The 16,392-nt window shown below is 71.2% G+C and carries 21 protein-coding genes; 15 read left to right on the top strand and 6 right to left on the bottom strand.

The window, feature by feature from the left end; translation table 11 throughout:
* Positions 1 to 72: 72 nt before the first annotated feature.
* The 13 genes from H295_RS47055 to H295_RS0100155 are packed head-to-tail and all read left to right on the top strand — an operon-like array spanning position 73 to position 8,403.
* Entirely contained in the window at positions 73 to 237 is a 165-nt protein-coding gene (locus tag H295_RS47055) for a hypothetical protein (protein ID WP_020133323.1), read from the top strand.
* Positions 234 to 2,090 carry a transketolase gene (locus tag H295_RS0100210; protein WP_020133322.1) on the top strand — a complete coding sequence of 619 codons (1,857 nt, stop codon included), beginning with the start codon at positions 234 to 236 and terminating at the stop codon, positions 2,088 to 2,090. The genes H295_RS47055 and H295_RS0100210 overlap by 4 nt, the downstream gene beginning before the upstream one ends.
* Positions 2,087 to 3,016, top strand: a complete 930-nt coding sequence (gene ligD, locus H295_RS0100205; protein ID WP_020133321.1) for a non-homologous end-joining DNA ligase — start codon at positions 2,087 to 2,089, stop codon at positions 3,014 to 3,016. Before H295_RS0100210 ends, ligD begins: the two co-directional genes overlap by 4 nt.
* Positions 3,017 to 3,061: 45 nt before the next feature.
* Positions 3,062 to 3,430: a gas vesicle protein gene (locus H295_RS42500; protein ID WP_028808893.1), complete on the top strand. Its 369-nt coding sequence runs from the start codon at positions 3,062 to 3,064 to the stop codon at positions 3,428 to 3,430.
* Positions 3,431 to 3,485: 55 nt separating this feature from the next.
* Complete coding sequence (locus H295_RS0100195) at positions 3,486 to 3,911, top strand: gas vesicle structural protein GvpA (protein WP_028808892.1); 426 nt, start codon at positions 3,486 to 3,488, stop codon at positions 3,909 to 3,911.
* On the top strand, positions 3,908 to 4,678 hold the full coding sequence (locus tag H295_RS0100190; protein WP_020133318.1) for a GvpL/GvpF family gas vesicle protein: 771 nt from the start codon (positions 3,908 to 3,910) through the stop codon (positions 4,676 to 4,678). The genes H295_RS0100195 and H295_RS0100190 overlap by 4 nt, the downstream gene beginning before the upstream one ends.
* 6 nt (positions 4,679 to 4,684) lie before the next feature.
* Positions 4,685 to 4,948, top strand: a complete 264-nt coding sequence (locus H295_RS0100185; protein WP_020133317.1) for a gas vesicle protein GvpG — start codon at positions 4,685 to 4,687, stop codon at positions 4,946 to 4,948.
* Complete coding sequence (locus tag H295_RS0100180; RefSeq protein ID WP_028808891.1) at positions 4,945 to 5,682, top strand: hypothetical protein; 738 nt, start codon at positions 4,945 to 4,947, stop codon at positions 5,680 to 5,682. The genes H295_RS0100185 and H295_RS0100180 overlap by 4 nt, the downstream gene beginning before the upstream one ends.
* On the top strand, positions 5,682 to 6,839 hold the full coding sequence (locus H295_RS0100175; RefSeq protein ID WP_020133315.1) for an SRPBCC family protein: 1,158 nt from the start codon (positions 5,682 to 5,684) through the stop codon (positions 6,837 to 6,839). The genes H295_RS0100180 and H295_RS0100175 overlap by 1 nt, the downstream gene beginning before the upstream one ends.
* A complete protein-coding gene (locus H295_RS0100170; protein WP_020133314.1) occupies positions 6,836 to 7,171 on the top strand; it encodes a gas vesicle protein in 336 nt (111 codons plus the stop codon). Before H295_RS0100175 ends, H295_RS0100170 begins: the two co-directional genes overlap by 4 nt.
* Complete coding sequence (locus H295_RS0100165) at positions 7,168 to 7,938, top strand: GvpL/GvpF family gas vesicle protein (RefSeq protein ID WP_020133313.1); 771 nt, start codon at positions 7,168 to 7,170, stop codon at positions 7,936 to 7,938. Before H295_RS0100170 ends, H295_RS0100165 begins: the two co-directional genes overlap by 4 nt.
* The gene (locus H295_RS0100160; RefSeq protein ID WP_020133312.1) at positions 7,935 to 8,117 is read left to right on the top strand and encodes a gas vesicle protein; all 183 of its coding nucleotides are present in this window, start codon (positions 7,935 to 7,937) and stop codon (positions 8,115 to 8,117) included. Before H295_RS0100165 ends, H295_RS0100160 begins: the two co-directional genes overlap by 4 nt.
* A gap of 1 nt (position 8,118) precedes the next feature.
* Positions 8,119 to 8,403, top strand: coding sequence for a gas vesicle protein K (locus tag H295_RS0100155; RefSeq protein ID WP_020133311.1), 285 nt, complete (start codon positions 8,119 to 8,121; stop codon positions 8,401 to 8,403).
* A 38-nt stretch (positions 8,404 to 8,441) separates the two neighbouring features.
* Here H295_RS0100155 and H295_RS0100150 read toward each other — a convergent pair whose 3' ends face one another.
* Positions 8,442 to 9,275, bottom strand: coding sequence for a class I SAM-dependent methyltransferase (locus tag H295_RS0100150; RefSeq protein WP_028808890.1), 834 nt, complete (start codon positions 9,273 to 9,275; stop codon positions 8,442 to 8,444).
* 122 nt (positions 9,276 to 9,397) lie between these two features.
* On the opposite strand from H295_RS0100150, the gene H295_RS0100145 reads away from it, so the two are divergent.
* On the top strand, positions 9,398 to 11,020 hold the full coding sequence (locus tag H295_RS0100145; RefSeq protein WP_020133309.1) for an ABC-F family ATP-binding cassette domain-containing protein: 1,623 nt from the start codon (positions 9,398 to 9,400) through the stop codon (positions 11,018 to 11,020).
* A 30-nt stretch (positions 11,021 to 11,050) separates the two neighbouring features.
* Here H295_RS0100145 and H295_RS0100140 read toward each other — a convergent pair whose 3' ends face one another.
* Positions 11,051 to 12,166, bottom strand: coding sequence for a Vms1/Ankzf1 family peptidyl-tRNA hydrolase (locus H295_RS0100140; RefSeq protein ID WP_020133308.1), 1,116 nt, complete (start codon positions 12,164 to 12,166; stop codon positions 11,051 to 11,053).
* A gap of 65 nt (positions 12,167 to 12,231) precedes the next feature.
* Between H295_RS0100140 and H295_RS0100135 the strand changes: the two genes are divergently transcribed.
* Positions 12,232 to 12,513 (top strand): DUF6158 family protein, encoded by a 282-nt coding sequence (locus H295_RS0100135; protein ID WP_020133307.1) that lies wholly within the window; start codon positions 12,232 to 12,234, stop codon positions 12,511 to 12,513.
* A 107-nt stretch (positions 12,514 to 12,620) separates the two neighbouring features.
* Here H295_RS0100135 and H295_RS0100130 read toward each other — a convergent pair whose 3' ends face one another.
* The 4 genes from H295_RS0100130 to H295_RS0100115 are packed head-to-tail and all read right to left on the bottom strand — an operon-like array spanning position 12,621 to position 16,189.
* On the bottom strand, positions 12,621 to 14,762 hold the full coding sequence (locus H295_RS0100130) for a catalase (protein ID WP_020133306.1): 2,142 nt from the start codon (positions 14,760 to 14,762) through the stop codon (positions 12,621 to 12,623).
* Positions 14,762 to 15,304 carry a type 1 glutamine amidotransferase domain-containing protein gene (locus tag H295_RS0100125; RefSeq protein ID WP_020133305.1) on the bottom strand — a complete coding sequence of 181 codons (543 nt, stop codon included), beginning with the start codon at positions 15,302 to 15,304 and terminating at the stop codon, positions 14,762 to 14,764. The genes H295_RS0100130 and H295_RS0100125 overlap by 1 nt, the downstream gene beginning before the upstream one ends.
* A gap of 49 nt (positions 15,305 to 15,353) precedes the next feature.
* Positions 15,354 to 15,806 carry a CBS domain-containing protein gene (locus H295_RS0100120; protein WP_020133304.1) on the bottom strand — a complete coding sequence of 151 codons (453 nt, stop codon included), beginning with the start codon at positions 15,804 to 15,806 and terminating at the stop codon, positions 15,354 to 15,356.
* Positions 15,803 to 16,189 carry a DUF2795 domain-containing protein gene (locus tag H295_RS0100115; protein ID WP_020133303.1) on the bottom strand — a complete coding sequence of 129 codons (387 nt, stop codon included), beginning with the start codon at positions 16,187 to 16,189 and terminating at the stop codon, positions 15,803 to 15,805. The genes H295_RS0100120 and H295_RS0100115 overlap by 4 nt, the downstream gene beginning before the upstream one ends.
* Positions 16,190 to 16,392: the final 203 nt, after the last annotated feature.

Below are 16,392 nucleotides of genomic sequence, written 5' to 3'. Positions count from 1 at the left end.
ACGCGGAAGGCTCCCGAGGTATGCCACAGCGGGCCGACGAAGGGGACGAGGCAAGTGAAGGAGCCGACGGAAGTGAAGGACGTCGAACCGAGCGCGGGCGAGGCGGTGATCGCGGAGGCGAAGGCCCGTGAGGCCCGGTCCGACGCCGAACCCGTGAAGAACCAGCCCGACTCCGAGCCCGCGAAGAACCAGCCCGGCGGGCACACCGACGCGGACTCCTCGGAAGGAGACTCATGAACACCGGTGAACTCGTCGAACTCGCCCAGCAGTTGCGTGTGGACAGCGTCCGCGCCTCGGCCGCCGCGGGCTCCGGGCACCCCACCTCCTCGATGTCCGCGGCGGACCTGATGGCCGTGCTCTTCGCGCACCACTTCCGCTACGACTTCGACCGCCCCGCCCACCCCGGCAACGACCGCTTCGTGCTGTCCAAGGGCCACGCCTCACCGCTGATGTACGCCGTCTTCAAGGCGGCCGGTGCCCTCGACGACGAGGAGCTGCTGACCTTCCGCAAGCTCGGCAGCCGCCTCGAAGGGCACCCGACCCCGCGCCGGCTGCCCTGGGTCGAGACGGCGACCGGTTCGCTCGGCCAGGGACTGCCCGTGGGCGTCGGCATCGCGCTCGCCGGACAGCGCCTGGACCGCAGCGGCTACCGCGTGTGGGTGCTCTGCGGCGACAGCGAACTCGCCGAGGGCTCCATCTGGGAGGCCGCCGAGCAGGCGGGAGCCGAGCACCTCGACAACATCACCGCGATCATCGACGTCAACCGGCTCGGCCAGCGCGGCGAGACCCGGCACGGCCACGACCTCGACGCCTACGCGCGCCGCTTCCAGGCGTTCGGCTGGCACACCGTCGAGATCGACGGACACGACGTGGACGCCATCGACCGCGCCTACGGGGAGGCCGCGTCCACCAAGGGCCAGCCCACGGCGGTCATCGCCCGCACCCTCAAGGGCAAGGGCGTCGAGGACGTCCAGGACCGCGAGGGCCTGCACGGCAAGCCGCTGAAGAACGCCGACGACGCCATCGAGGAACTCGGCGGCGTCCGCGACCTCCGCGTCAAGGTGCAGGAGCCGCCGGCCGCCCGCATCCTGCACGCCGTGCGCGCCGGACACGTCGAACTGCCCCGGTGGGACAAGGGATCCCCGGAAGAGGGAGTCGCCACCCGGGACGCCTACGGCCAGGCCCTCACCGCCCTCGGCACCGGACGCGGCGACGTCGTCGCCCTCGACGGCGAGGTCGGCGACTCCACCCGCACCGAGTACTTCGCCAAGGAACACCCCGAGCGCTACTTCGAGTGCTACATCGCCGAACAGCAGATGGTCGCGGCCGCCGTCGGACTCGCCGCACGCGGCTGGGTGCCGTACGCCGGAACCTTCGCGGCCTTCCTGACGCGCGCCTACGACTTCGTGCGGATGGCGTCCATCAGCGGGGCGGGCATCAACCTGGTCGGCTCGCACGCGGGAGTCGCCATCGGGCAGGACGGGCCGAGCCAGATGGGCCTGGAGGACCTGGCGATGATGCGGGCGGTGCACGGCTCGACCGTGCTGTACCCGTGCGACGCCAACCAGACCGCGCACCTGGTCGCCGCCATGGCCGACCTGGACGGCATCCGCTATCTGCGCACCGGCCGCGGCGAGAGCCCGGTGATCTACGGGCCCGAGGAGGAGTTCCCGATCGGCGGCAGCAAGGTGCTGCGGTCCTCCGCCGACGACCGGATGACGATCGTCGCGGCGGGTGTCACCGTGCCCGAGGCACTCAAGGCCGCCGACGCGCTGGACCAGGAGGGCATCCGGGTGCGGGTGATCGACCTCTACTCGGTCAAGCCCGTGGACCGGGACACCCTGCGCCGGGCCGCCGAGGAGACCGGCTGTCTGCTCACCGTCGAGGACCACCACGAGGAGGGCGGTCTCGGCGACGCCGTCCTCGACGCCTTCACCGACGGCCGTCCCGTGCCGCGGCTGGTGCGGCTCGCCGTGCGGTCGATGCCGGGCTCGGCCTCGCCCGAGGAGCAGCTGCACGCCGCCGGTATCGACGCCGAGTCGGTCGCGGCGGCCGGACGGCTCCTCGTGGAGCAGGCGATCGTGCCGTGAGCAGCGACGACGTACGGACCGTACGCGCCGGGAAGCACACCGTGGAGGTGCACCGGCCGGACAAGGTGCTCTTCCCCGGCGGTGACGGCGCCAAGGAGTACACCAAGGGCGACCTCGTCGCGTACTACCGGTCCGTGGCGCCGTTCATGCTGCCGCACCTGCGCGGCCGTCCGCTGATGCTGGAACGGCATCCAGACGGCCTCGCGGGCCCCCGGTTCATGCAGAAGAACACCCCGGACTCCTACCCGGAGTGGATCCACCGCGTCGAGGTGACGAAGGAGGGCGGCACCGTCTGCCACACCGTCTGTGACGACACCGCCACCCTGCTGTACCTCGCCGACCAGGCCTCCCTCACCCTGCACCGCTGGCTGTCCCGGGCAGGCAGCGTCGAGCGGCCCGACCGGATGGTCTTCGACCTCGACCCCTCCGGGGACGACTTCGAAGCGGTGCGCGAGGCGGCCCGCCTGCTCGGGGAGCTGCTCGACGAGCTGCGGCTGCCCTCCGCGCTGATGACCACCGGCTCGCGCGGACTGCATGTGATCGTGCCCCTCGACGGCCGGCACGACTTCGACGAGGTGCGCGAGTTCGCCAAGGACGTCGCCGACACCCTGGTCGCCGACCACCCCGCGCAGCTCACCACCGCCGCCCGCAAGAAGGACCGCGGCGACCGCCTCTACCTGGACGTCCAGCGCAACGGCTACGCGCAGACCGCCGTCGCCCCCTTCACCGTACGGGCGAAACCCGGAGCTCCCGTGGCCACGCCGATGGCCTGGAGCCAGCTCGACGATCCCGGACTGGACGCCCGCCGCTGGACCGTCGCCGACGCCGTGGAGCAGGCCCGCACCGATCCCTGGGCCGGGATTCCGGCGCGAGGACGGGCGCTCGGACCGGCCCGTCGCAGGCTGAACGCGTTGATGTCCTCCTGAAGGTTTGGCGAACGTGTGAACGGCCACCCGAGGTGAGAGGTGGCCATGGCGAACACAAGAGACACGTCGGCATCACAGAATTCACGGAAGCCCCCCAGAGGGGAAGAAAAGGACACGGACGAGAACGTGACGGAGCAGCGACGGCCCAAGCCGATGGAGGTGCTGCGCCAGGCGCGCGCCCAGCTCTCCGAGCTGACCGGCATGACGGCCGAGAACGTCTCCTCCTTCGAGCAGACCGAGGACGGCTGGTCGGTGGAGGTCGAGGTCCTCGAGCTCTCCCGTGTTCCCGACACGATGAGCCTGATGGCGAGCTACCAGGTCGAACTCGACCCCGAGGGTCAGCTCACCGGCTACCGCCGCGTCCGCCGCTACGAACGCGGCCGGGCCGACGCACACAGGCCGGGCGGTCGCTAGACCGCCCGCATCGGACATCCGTTCACGACACCACCGACAAGGAGGCATGGTCGGCATGACCGTAGTTCCGGCACAGCAAGGCGGTGGAGGCGGCTCCAGCGGTCTCTACGACGTCCTGGAACTGGTCCTCGACAGGGGGCTCGTCATCGACGCATTCGTGCGCGTCTCCCTCGTGGGGATCGAGATCCTGAAGATCGACGTACGGGTCGTGGTGGCCAGCGTCGACACCTATCTGCGCTTCGCCGAGGCGTGCAACCGGCTCGACCTGGAGTCCGGGCCGCACAAGAGCCCGGGCCTGCCCGACATCATGGGCGAGATCACCGAGTCCGGCGCGCGCGGCAAGTCCAAGGGCGCACTCTCCGGCGCCGCGGAGACCATCTCCGACGCCTTCAAGCAGGCGCGTGAGGGGGACGGCCAGAGCGAGTCCCGGCCGCGCACCCGTAAGTCCACCGCCTCGCGCAGGAAGGAGGAGCAGGAGTGAGCACGTACGTGTACGGCATCACCGCCGCCTCCCACCCCGCTCTGCCCGAGGGCCTGACCGGGGTCGGCGACCCCGCACGTGAGGTGCGGGTGCTGAAGGAGGGCGAGCTGGCGGCCGTCGTCAGCGAAGCCCCCGAGGGGCTGCGGCCCAAGCGCCGTGACCTGCTCGCCCACCAGAACGTGCTGAGCGAGGCGGGAGCGCTGGGTTCCGTGCTGCCCATGCGGTTCGGCAGCGTGGCGCCCGACGACGACACCGTCGCCGGGGTGCTCGCGGAACGCGCCGACCACTACAAGGAGCGGCTGCGCACCCTCGACGGCAAGGTCGAGTACAACGTCAAGGCCACGCACGACGAAGAGGCCGTACTGCACCGCGTGATGTCCGACAACCCGGAGATCCGCTCCGCCACCGAGGCCAACCGGCAGGCGGGCGGCGGCAGTTACGAGGACCGCCTCCGGCTCGGCGAGATGGTCGTGGCCGCGGTCAAGGCCCGTGAGGCCGAGGACGCCGACGAGGTGCGCCAGGCCCTGGAGCCGGTCGCCGAGGCGATCAGCGTCGGGCCCGAGTCCAGCGGCTGGCTGGCCAACGTGTCCTTCATGGTGGAGCGCGACTCCGCCGCGTCCTTCCTGGAGGCGGTGGACCAGCTCCGCGCCAGCCATCCGCACCTCGACCTGCGGGTCAACGGGCCGCTCCCGCCGTACAGCTTCGTCGAACCCGGACCGGGCGAGCCCGCGGGCACCACGGTGGGCATCGACCACGCGGAGGAGTGAGCCGGTGTGGGTCTCATCGGAGAGGTACTGCTCCTGCCCTTCGCCCCGGTGCGCGGCAGCGCCTGGGTGATCAGACAGGTGCTGAACGAAGCGGAGCGCCTCTACTACGACCCGGCGGCGGTCCGGGCCGAACTCGCCCAGCTCGAGGAGCGCCTTGAGGCGGGCGAGATCGACGAGGAGGAATTCGACCGACAGGAGGACGAGCTCCTCGAACGACTGGAGATCGGCCTGCGCGGCGGCGCGGGGACTGGCGACGGGACGACACGATGAACCGAGTGGGAATGGGCCTCGCGGTAGGGGCCGGATACCTCCTAGGACGTACGAAGAAACTGAAACTGGCCTTCGCCGTCGGCACGATCGTGGCCGGCAAGCGGATGCACCTCAGCCCGAAGGCAGTGGCCGATCTGGTCTCCCAGCAACTGCTGAAGAACCCGCAGTTCAAGGAGATAGGGGACACGCTCCGGGAGGATCTGAGGGGCGTCGGCAAGGCGGCCTCGGGTGCCATGGTGGAGCGGCAGATCGACGCGCTGGCCGACCGGCTGCACGGCCGGACCGCCCAGGTCCGCGACCAGCTCTCCGGCGTGGCGCCGGAGGTGCCCGGTCTCCAGGACGGTGAGGACTCCGAGGAGGACGAGGAGCCGGACGAGGAGGAGACTGGCACCAGGGGCCGCAGGGCCGACCGGGCCGACCAGGAGCCCTCGGACGAGGACGAGGCCGACGACGACGCCGAGGCGGAAGCCGACGACGAGGACGACGACGAGTCGGACGAAGCCCCGGCCGCCGCGAAGAAGACGGCCAGGAGGGTCCCCGCGAAGAAGTCGGCGGCCAAGAAGGCCCCCGCGAAGAAGGCGCCGGCCAAGAAGGCGTCCCAGAGCCGGACGGCCGGCCAGAAGACCGCGGCCAAGAAGACCACGGCGAAGAAGGCGGCCGCCAAGAAGACGACCGCGGCCAGGGGAGCCGGCCGAGGCACCCGGGCCCGCATGCCGAAGGGAGGCGGTGAGTGATGACCGATACCGTCGGATCCGCACGTGACGCCACCGACAAGGCGAAGAGCAACCCGCTGACCGAGGTGGCCCACAGCGAGGCCGCCGACCGGCTCAAGGCCGAGGTGCAGGAGTACCTCTCCGCACAGGTCCAGCGGATGCTGGTCGGCGTAGGACACAAGCTGGGCGAGACCACCGGCAAGCTGAACGACATCGCCGAGGGCAACAGCCCCGGGTTCGCCAAGCTCGCCCTCGACGGCGGCAAGAAGCTCGCCGAGGGCAAGGGGCCGCTGCGCAGCGCGCTGGAACTCGGAGCGGGCAAGGCCAAGGACAGCGTGGTCGGCGCCTTCAAGAACCTCGGCGGCGGCAAGGGCAAGAAAAAGGGCGGCGCGGGCCAGAAGCCCACGGTGATCATGGAGTTCATCGACGTGGGCGTGGACCTGCGCACCGCCTACGACCAGTGGACGCAGTACCAGGACTTCTCCACCTTCGCCAAGGGCGTCAAGAGCGCGAACCGCGCCGACGACACCCACACCGACTGGCAGGCGAAGATCTTCTGGTCCAGCCGCAGCTGGAAGGCGACCACCACCGAACAGGTTCCCGACGAGCGGATCCAGTGGACCTCGGAGGGCGCCAAGGGCACGACCAAGGGTGTCGTCACCTTCCACAAGCTCGCCGACAACCTCACCCGCGTCCTGCTGGTCATCGAGTACTACCCCACGGGGCTCTTCGAGAAGACCGGCAACATCTGGCGCGCCCAGGGCCGCCGGGCCCGTCTCGACCTCAAGCACTTCGCCCGCTTCATCACCCTCAAGGGCGAGGCGGAGGACGGCTGGCGCGGCGAGATCCAGGACGGCGAGGTCGTCAAGAGCCACGAGGACGCGGTGGCCGAGGAGGAAGAGGAGAGCGCCGAGGACGAGGAAGGCGCCGAGGCCTCCGAGGACGAGGACACCGAGCCGGACGACGAGCTCCGGGACGAGGAAGAGGAAGAAGAGGACGAGGAAGCCCCGGACGGGGAAGCCGAGGACGAGTACGAGGAGTACGACGAGGACGAGCCGGAGGACGAGCTCGCCGAGGACGAGGAGCCTGAGGACGAGGAGCCCGAGGACGAGTACGAGGAAGAGGAAGAGGCTCCGGAGGACGAGGAAGAGTACGCCGAGGGCGGGAGCCGACGATGAGCATGCCCAGCCGGCTCCCGGATCCGTACGGCCAGGGGAGCGGAGCGAACCTGGCGGACATCCTGGAGCGAGTGCTGGACAAGGGCATCGTGATCGCGGGCGACATCCGCATCAACCTGCTCGACATCGAACTGCTCACCATCAAACTGCGGCTGATCGTCGCCTCGGTCGACAAGGCCAAGGAGATGGGCATCGACTGGTGGGAGGACGACCCGGCCCTGTCCACCAAGGCCCGCCGCGACGAACTGTCGCGGGAGAACGCCGAGTTGCGCGAGCGCCTGGCCCGGCTGGAGGAACTGGAGCCCCGCCGGGCCCAGGAGGAGGGTTCATGACCGGACTGCGTTACGTCTACGCCGTGTGCCGTCCCTTCGGCGCCGCCCTCCAGTCCCAGCTGACGGGACTGGGGGGCGATCCGCCGCGGCTGCTCACCCACCACGGTCTGATCGCCGTGGTGAGCCATGTGCCGGAGCGGGACTTCGCCGAAGCCCCGCTCCGGGCCCATCTGGAGGACCTGGAGTGGCTGACCGCCACCGCCCGGACCCACCAGCTCGTCATCGACGCGCTGACCGCCGTCACCACCCCGCTGCCGCTCCGGCTCGGCACCGTCTTCCGGGACGACAGCGGCGTACGGACGATGATGGAGGCGCGCGAGGAGGACTTCCACCGCATCCTCGACCGGGTGCAGGGCCGGGTCGAATGGGGCGTGAAGGTGTACGCCGAGTCCGAGAAGCACGAGCAGGAGCAGGAGAAGCCCGCGCAGCCGGCGTCCGGCCGGGACTATCTGCGGCTGCGGCGGCAGCAGACCAGGGCGACCGAGGACAGCTGGCAGAAGGCCGAGTCCTTCGCGACCCGTATTCACGACCTGCTGTCCGCCCACGCCGAGGACTCCCGGCTGCACGCCCCGCAGAACGCCACGCTTTCCGGCGCCCCCGGACGGAACGTCCTCAACGCCGCCTATCTCGTACCGCGCACGGCCTCCGAGGAATTCGTGGAACGGGTGGACCGCATGAAGGACGACACCCCGGGAATGCGCGTGGAACTCACGGGCCCGTGGGCCGCGTATTCCTTCACGCAGCTCAGCGAGGAGGAGCGCCCGTGACCGTGATCGAACGGCGCGAGGTGGCCCTCGTCGACCTCCTCGACCGGCTGCTGGCCGGCGGGGTCGTCATCACGGGGGACATCACTCTGCGCATCGCGGACGTCGACCTCGTCCGTATCGACCTGAACGCGCTGATCAGCTCGGTCAACGCGCAAGTGCCCTCACCCTGGGGAGACTGACGTGACGGCCCGACCCAACCGGCTGGACCTGGAGCCCGACACCGTCGAGCGGGACCTGGTCAAGCTGGTCCTGACCGTGGTGGAGCTGCTGCGGCAGCTCATGGAGCGCCAGGCGCTGCGCCGGTTCGACGAGGGCGACCTGAGCGAGGAGCAGGAGGAGCGGATCGGGCTCACCCTGATGCTGCTCGACGACCGCATGACCGAGCTGCGCGAGCGCTACGGGCTGCGGCCCGAGGACCTGAACCTCGACCTCGGGCCGCTGGGACCGCTGCTTCCCCGGGAGTGACCCGGACGAGTCCGTGGGTCACCGCCTGGTGCGGTGCTTCAGGCTCCCTTCCTGCACAGGATTTCCCCGTGCAGGACAGCGAACCAGCCGTCCTCCTGTTGTCCCCATTCCCGCCAGGCGTCCGAGACCGCCCGCAGTTCCCGCGCGGTGGCGTGGCCGCCCTCGGTGGCCCGCTCCGCGTACGCGGAGGCCAGCGTGCGGTCCGCCCACAGCCCGCTCCACCACTGGCGTTCATCGGCGGTCGAGTAGGTCCAGGTGCTGGAGGTCGCCGTGATGTCCGTCAGCCCCGCCCGCAGCGCCCAGGACTTCAGCCGGCGCCCGGCGTCCGGCTCCCCGCCGTTGGCGCGGGCCACCCGCCGGTACAGGTCCAGCCAGTAGTCGAGCCCCTCGGACGCCGGGTACCAGGTCATCGCGGCGTAGTCCCCGTCGCGGACGGCGATCCAGCCGCCCGGCTTCGTGACCCGCGCCATCTCGCGCAGCGCCCGCACCGGGTCGCCGACGTGCTGGAGCACCTGGTGGGCGTGGACCACGCAGAAGGTGTCGTCGGGATAGTCGAGGGCGTGCACGTCGGCGACCGCGAAGTCGACGTTCGTCAGGCCCCGCTCGGCCGCCGTGGCCCGTGCCTGGTCCAGGATGCCCGGCGCGTGGTCCACGCCGGTGACGTGCCCGTCGGGGACCAGCGCGGCCAGGTCGGCGGTGATCGTGCCCGGACCGCAGCCGATGTCGAGGATCTTCATGTGGGGCTTCAGCGAGCCGAGCAGATAGGCCGCCGAGTTGGCGGCGGTGCGCCAGGTGTGCGAGCGCAGCACGGACTCGTGGTGCCCGTGGGTGTAGACGGCGGTCTCCTGCGGTCTGTCCTGAGGATTCGACATGACCGAACCGTACGCCCGCATGTCGCATGGTGAGACCCGTGTATCGCTATATGGACTGATGGTTCGTCAGGGATCGCATATGCGTTTGCCCGGCTCCTGTCCTTCCCCCGACAATGCCGCCCATGGGACATCTGGAAGCCGCGCACCTCGAGTACTACCTCCCCGACGGGAGGGCCCTGCTCGGCGATGTGTCGTTCCGGGTGGGGGAAGGGGCCGTCGTGGCGCTCGTCGGGCCCAACGGGGCCGGCAAGACGACACTGCTGCGGCTGATCTCCGGGGAGCTGAAACCGCACGGCGGGACGGTCACCGTCAGTGGCGGCCTGGGGGTCATGCGCCAGTTCGTCGGGTCCGTGCGGGACGAGACGACCGTACGGGACCTGCTGGTGTCGGTGGCGCCGCCGCGGATCCGTGAGGCCGCCCAGGACGTGGACCGGGCCGAGCACCTGATCATGACCGTCGACGACGAGGCCGCCCAGCTGAAGTACGCGCAGGCCCTCTCCGACTGGGCCGAGGCCCGCGGCTACGAGTACGAGACGCTGTGGGACGTGTGCACCACCGCCGCCCTCGGCGTGCCGTACGACAAGGCGCAGTTCCGGCAGGTGCGCACGCTCTCCGGCGGCGAGCAGAAGCGGCTCGTCCTCGAGGCGCTGCTGCGCGGCACGGACGAGGTGCTGCTGCTCGACGAGCCGGACAACTACCTCGACGTGCCCGGCAAGCGCTGGCTGGAGGAGCGCCTGAAGGAGACCCGCAAGACGGTCCTCTTCGTCTCCCACGACCGCGAGCTGCTGTCCCGGGCCGCCGAGAAGATCGTGTCGGTGGAGCCCTCGCCGACCGGCGCGGACGCCTGGGTGCACGGCGGTGGTTTCGCCACCTACCACGAGGCACGGCGTGAACGCTTCGCCCGCTTCGAGGAGTTGCGCAGGCGCTGGGACGAGAAGCACGCCCAGCTGAAGAAGCTGGTGCTGAACCTCCGTCAGGCCGCCTCCATCAGCCATGAGTTGTCCTCCCGCTACCAGGCCGCCCAGACCCGCCTGCGCAAGTTCGAGGAGGCCGGGCCGCCGCCCGAGCCGCCGCGCGAGCAGGACATCACGATGCGGCTCAAGGGCGGCCGTACCGGCGTAAGGGCCGTCACCTGCAAGGGACTTGAACTCACCGGCCTGATGAACCCCTTCGACCTGGAGGTGTTCTACGGCGAGCGGGTCGCCGTCCTCGGCTCCAACGGCTCCGGCAAGTCGCACTTCCTGCGGCTGCTGGCCGGGGACCCCACCGTGGCGCACACGGGGGAGTGGAAGCTCGGCGCGCGGGTCGTGCCGGGGCACTTCGCGCAGACCCACGCCCACCCCGAGCTCTTCGGCCGCACCCTCCTCGACATCCTGTGGAAGGAGCACGCCCAGGACCGCGGCGCCGCGATGTCCCGGCTGCGTCGCTACGAGCTGACCGGCCAGGCCGAGCAGAGCTTCGACCGGCTCTCCGGGGGCCAGCAGGCCCGCTTCCAGATCCTCCTCCTGGAGCTCCAGGGCGTCACCGCGCTGCTCCTGGACGAGCCCACGGACAACCTGGACCTGGAGTCCGCGGAGGCCCTCCAGGAGGGCCTGGAGGCCTTCGACGGCACGGTCCTCGCGGTCACCCACGACCGCTGGTTCGCCAAGTCCTTCGACCGCTTCCTCGTCTTCGGCTCGGACGGGCGGGTGCGCGAGACCGACGAGCCCGTGTGGGACGAGCGACGCGTGGAAAGGGCCCGGTGACCGACGGTCACCGGGCCCCTCCGGGGCGTCTCAGGCCCAGCGCAGCAGCGCGCCGAGGCCGCCCACCGGCGTGTCCTCGGCCGGACCGCCGTCGGCCGCCGTCACCGAGAGCGCGGGCGCACCCGTCGCCACCGCCGACCTGATCAGCGCGTCGTCCGCACGGGCCGACCAGGAGTTCTGCTCGCCGAGGATCTTCAGCTCGGTCCGGCGGGCCGCCAGCTGGTCGGGGTCCTCGCCGATCCACACCGTGCGGTGCGCGTCGGGGCCGTCCGGGCGGATCAGGAGTTCGCCGATACGGTGCTCACGCGCCGCCTCGACCAGCGCGGGCACGCCCTCCACGGCGCCGGGACGCCCGTCCTCGCCCGGCGCCCGGGCCGTGAGGAACCGTTCCAGCTCCCGTTCCGCGCGCTGCCGTACGTGACCGGTGCGGGCCCGCTCCACGTCCTCGTCGAGCAGCCGGCTGCCGGCGCCGTGCTCGGCCTCCACGACCAGGTCGTGCAGCCGCTTCGGGAGCCGGTCGTGCACCGACCGCTTCTCGCGCTCGTCACCGACCAGGATCAGCAGGTCGGCGCCGGTCTCCTCCTGGCAGACGGCCAGCGCGTCGGCGATCTCGGCCGCGTTGTGCTCCCAGGTGTTCTCCACCCGCAGCTGGAAGTGCCGCTCCGACCAGTCGGCGGTGCTCGTGCGGTGCACCGGCCACTGCTTCCCGGTCACCGAACCGGCGTCCTCGCGGCCCAGCGCCCCGCGCAGCTCGAAGTCAGCGCCCTTGCGGTCGACGTACGCCACCACGCAGACCGGGTCCTCCCCGGCCAGCTCCAGCAGCGGCGCGGTGTGCGGCAGCGTGCCCCAGCGGACCACGTCGGCCTCGGGGGACCTGGTCAGCGGCGGTTCCAGGACCACCTCGCCGGCCCGGGCGAAGACGGCCCTGCCGTGCGGATCCGACGAGTACCGCAGCTCCTCCAGCGCCTCCCGCACCGCCACGCAGGTGTCCTCGTCGGCCCCTTGCGCGGACAGCTCCCGGGCGACCGCGACCGCCGCGAGATGCCGTTCGTGGGGGGCGTCCTCCGTGCGAGGCGGGGTGCCGACGTACACGGAGGCCCAAGGGCCCTGATGTTCGTAGAGTGGATGCAGAAAGGCGAGATCCATGATTCCCTCCCGGATGCCGTTCGGGGGCAGTGCGGTAGTGCTCGCCGGGCGGGTACCCGAAGCGGATGGACGAACACGACGAGCGGGGTACCACCATGAACGGAGTCGACCCCAGCCGGTTGGACGACCAGCAGCTGATGAAGGAGCTGGAGACGATCCACCGCACGCGGCACGACACACTGCTCTACGGCTCGAACGACGCGCTCAGGGCGCACAACGACCGCATGGCGGGCCTGGAGGGCGAGTACCTGCGCCGCAACCCCGACCGGACCGTGGCCGCGGGCCGCACCCGGGAAGGGGCGCGGGAGCGGAAGCCGGGGGAGTCGGTTGCTCCGGGGGAGGGCTGACCGGGGCCGGTCGGCCGTTCCGGGGGAGGCCTGACCGGGCCCGGCACCGCGAACGGTGACCCGCCGATCGCATGATCAGCAGGTCACCGTCGACGTGCCACGAGCGTTCAGTGGCGCGTGGGCAGCCGGTCCCAGTGCCGGTGCGCGGCGATCGCCGCCACGAACGCGTCCAGGAACTCCTCGCCCGCCGCGCCCGGCGACGTCTCCGTCACCACGCCCCGGTCGGACTCCACGTGATGGAACTCGGCGGACAGCCGCAGCCCCTCCGGTTCCAGGGCCGACAGGATCCCCACACCCGAACCGAGCGCGCCGATCGGCTTGCCGTGCCGGTAGGCGTCCCGGACGAACCGCATCGCGTCGGGGTCGGCGGCGGCCGGCGGGGTGCCCACGGGCCCGCCCGGCAGCAGGACGGCGTCGTACAGCACCGACGCCACGGTCGGCAGCGCGCGGTCGACGGTGTACAGCTCGCCGTCGGCTCCCCGCACCTCCCCGTCGACCGGGGCCAGCGCCTCCACGATCGCGCCCTCGGCGGCCAGCCGCTCCCGCACCGAGGTCACCTGCTCGGCGTCGATCCCGTCGGTGACCAGGACCGCGATCTGCCGGGTGCGGATCGAGCCGTCGCCGCGCTGCGCCTCCAGACTGAGCGCGGGGGAGGCGGACTTGGAGGCCTCGGCTTCGGTGGCCTCGGCGGCCGGTCCTGACGGCTGCGGTACGCCGATGCCGCGGGCCACCCCGGCCGCCAACTCGCCGTTCACCTTGGCGAGTTGCTCGACCGTGCGGGCCCGTACCGCCCGGGCGTCCACCTTGCCCAGCTCGAAACGGAACGCCTCGACGATGTGCTGCTTCTCCCAGTCGCTCATGCTGTTCCAGAACAGCGCCGGCTGGCTCCAGTGGTCCTGGAAGCTCGGGCTGCGCCGCCGGATCTTGTGCCCGTCGACGCGCTCGGTGTAGTGGGTGAACGCCTTCCCGTTGACGCCGGCGTGGGCCGGGCAGCCACCGCCGAGGGAGTTCGGGGAGTAGTTGGTGCCCCGGTGGATCGCGCTCTGGTGGGCGCCGTCGCGCTGGTTGGTGCGCACCGGCGCCACCGGCCGGTTCACCGGCAGCTGCGCGAAGTTGGGTCCGCCGAGGCGGGTCAACTGGGTGTCCAGGTAGGAGAAGTTGCGGGCCTGGAGCAGCGGGTCGTTGGTGAAGTCGATGCCCGGCACCACGTTCGCGGTGTGGAACGCGACCTGCTCGGTCTCCGCGAAGAAATTCTCCGGGTTGCGGTCGAGCACCATCCGGCCGATCGGCCGTACCGGCACCAGCTCCTCCGGGATCAGCTTCGTGGCGTCGAGGAGATCGAAGTCGAACGCGAACTCGTCCTCCTCCGGCACCAGTTGCACCCCCAGCTCCCACTCCGGGTACTCGCCGGCCTCGATGGCGTCCCACAGGTCACCCCGGTTGAAGTCCGGGTTGCGGCCCTGGCACTCCTGCGCCTCGTCCCACACCAGCGAGTGCGAGCCCAGCCTCGGCTTCCAGTGGAACTTCACGAAGGTGCCCCGGCCCTCCGCGTTCACGAAGCGGAAGGTGTGCACGCCGAAGCCCTGCATCATGCGGTAGCTGCGCGGGATCGCGCGGTCCGACATCAGCCACATGATCGCGTGCAGGGTCTCCGGCTGGAGCGACACGAAGTCCCACAGGGTGTCGTGCGCGGAGGCGCCGGTGGGCATGTCGTTGTGCGGCTCCGGCTTCACCGCGTGCACGAAGTCCGGGAACTTGATGCCGTCCTGGATGAAGAAGACCGGGAAGTTGTTCCCGACCAGGTCGTAGTTGCCCTCGGACGTGTAGAACTTGGTGGCGAAACCGCGCACGTCCCGCACGGTGTCCGCGGAGCCCTTCGGCCCCTGCACGGTCGAGAACCGCACGAAGACGGGGGTGCGGACCGCCGGGTCCTGGAGGAAGGCGGCCCGGGTGAACTCGGCGCAGGACTCATACGGCTGGAAGTACCCGTAGGCGCCCGCGCCCCGCGCGTGCACCACCCGCTCCGGGATCCGCTCGTGGTCGAAGTGGGTGAGCTTCTCCCGGAAGTGGAAGTCCTCCATCAGCGTCGGACCGCGCTCACCCGCGGTGAGCGAGTCGTCGGTGTGGTCGACCTCGACACCCTGGTCGGTGGTGAGCGGCCCGGCGGCCGGGTCGTCGGCGTGGAAGTCCGCACGCTGACGCTGCTTGCGGTCGGCGGACGCGGCGGCGTCCTGGTCGGTGCCGTCCATCAGGCGGCCTCCTGGGCGAACACGTCGAGGAACGTCTGGCAGAACGCCTTGAGGTCGTCCGGCTTGCGGCTGGTGACCAGCTTGTTGTTCCCGTGGTCGCAGACCTTCACCTGCTCGTCCACCCAGGTGCCGCCCGCGTTGCGGATGTCCGTCCGAAGACTCGGCCACGAGGTCAGCACCCGGCCCCGGACCACGTCCGCCTCGATCAGCGTCCAGGGCGCGTGGCAGATCGCGGCCACCGGGCGCCCCTGGGTGAAGAAGTCCCGCACGAACGCCACGGCCTTCTCGTCCGTCCGCAGGAAGTCCGGGTTGGCCACCCCGCCGGGCAGCACGAGGCCGCCGAAGGAGTCCGCGGACGTCTCGCCCACGACCTCCTGCACGGGGAAGGTGTCCCCCTTGTCGAGATGGTTGAACGCCTGGATCTTCCCCGGCTCCGTCGAGACGAGCACGGGCTCGTGCCCCGCGTCCAGCGCGGCCTGCCACGGATCGGTGAGCTCGACCTGCTCGACGCCCTCGGGTGCGGTCAGAAACGCGATACGCATGAGACTCAACGTCCTTTCCTTGAAAGCTCTTTCCCTGTACGGCGGTCCCTCACGGCAGGTCCCGCCGGTCCGCCCCGGGCTCCGGGCCGGGCGCGGCGCGGCTGATGTCGGCCAGCGCCGAGCCGGGGTCACGGTCCGCGGCGAGGTCGCCGAGGCTGACCATGCCGACGGGCAGGCCGTCCTCGACGACCGGAAGCCGCCGCACGGCGTGCGCCCGCATCAGCGCCGCCGCCTGCGTCACCGGGTCGCCCGGGGCCACCGTCACCGGATCCGGGGTGCACACCGACCGGGCGCTCACCGTCGACGGATCGGTGCCGTCGGCGACGGCCCGGATCGTGATGTCCCGGTCGGTGAGCACCCCGACGACCTCCTGGCCGTCGGCCACCACCACGTCGCCGATGTCCTGCGAGCGCATCAGCCGCGCCGCCTCGACCAGCGAGGCGTCCGGGCGGACGGCCACCACCCCGGGCGTCATCACGTCCCGTACGAGCGCGGCCGTCACGGCGTGCCCTCCGTCCGGGTGAGGGCCCGCGCGAGCTCCTGGACGTTGGCGTACCGCTCCTTGCGCGGCAGCCCTGCCACCGCCTCGGTGAGGGCGTCGGGGGCGTTCTGGCGGCGCAGCACCCGCACCAGCTCCACGGGGCCGGCGGGGAACGAGCTGCGGCCCAGGATCCGGGCCAGTTCCAGCCGGACGCCCTCCAGGGACGCCCCCTCGTCGCCCGGTACCACGGGGCCGCCCCAGACCTGCGGATCGTCGTCGGCGGTCGGCTCCGGGTCGTTCCACTCCTCGCTCCGGGTGGGGTGCCCGGAGCGGAGCAGACCCTGGAGTTCGTGCTTCATCTCGTCGTCGCGGTGGCGGCTCAGCCGGTCGCTGCCTCGCTGCATGTCTCCACTCCAGATCCTCGGGTCCGCACCGCGTACCCGAGGACCGGAGGCCGACACGGGGTTCGTCCAGCCGAAGCGGGGGGTTTGTCCGGCGCAGGCGGGGAGACCCGATGCGAACCCCCCGCGCACCTCCCCTGGGAAGGACTGGCGATGGTCGTCCTCGCCGCGCTCATACCGATCCTGATGCTCGCAGCCTTGCTCGC

Origin of the sequence: Streptomyces sp. 351MFTsu5.1 (assembly GCF_000383655.1) — a bacterium.
Taxonomy (GTDB): Bacteria; Actinomycetota; Actinomycetes; order Streptomycetales; family Streptomycetaceae; genus Streptomyces; species Streptomyces griseorubiginosus.
This window is presented reverse-complemented; position numbering and strand designations above follow the sequence as displayed.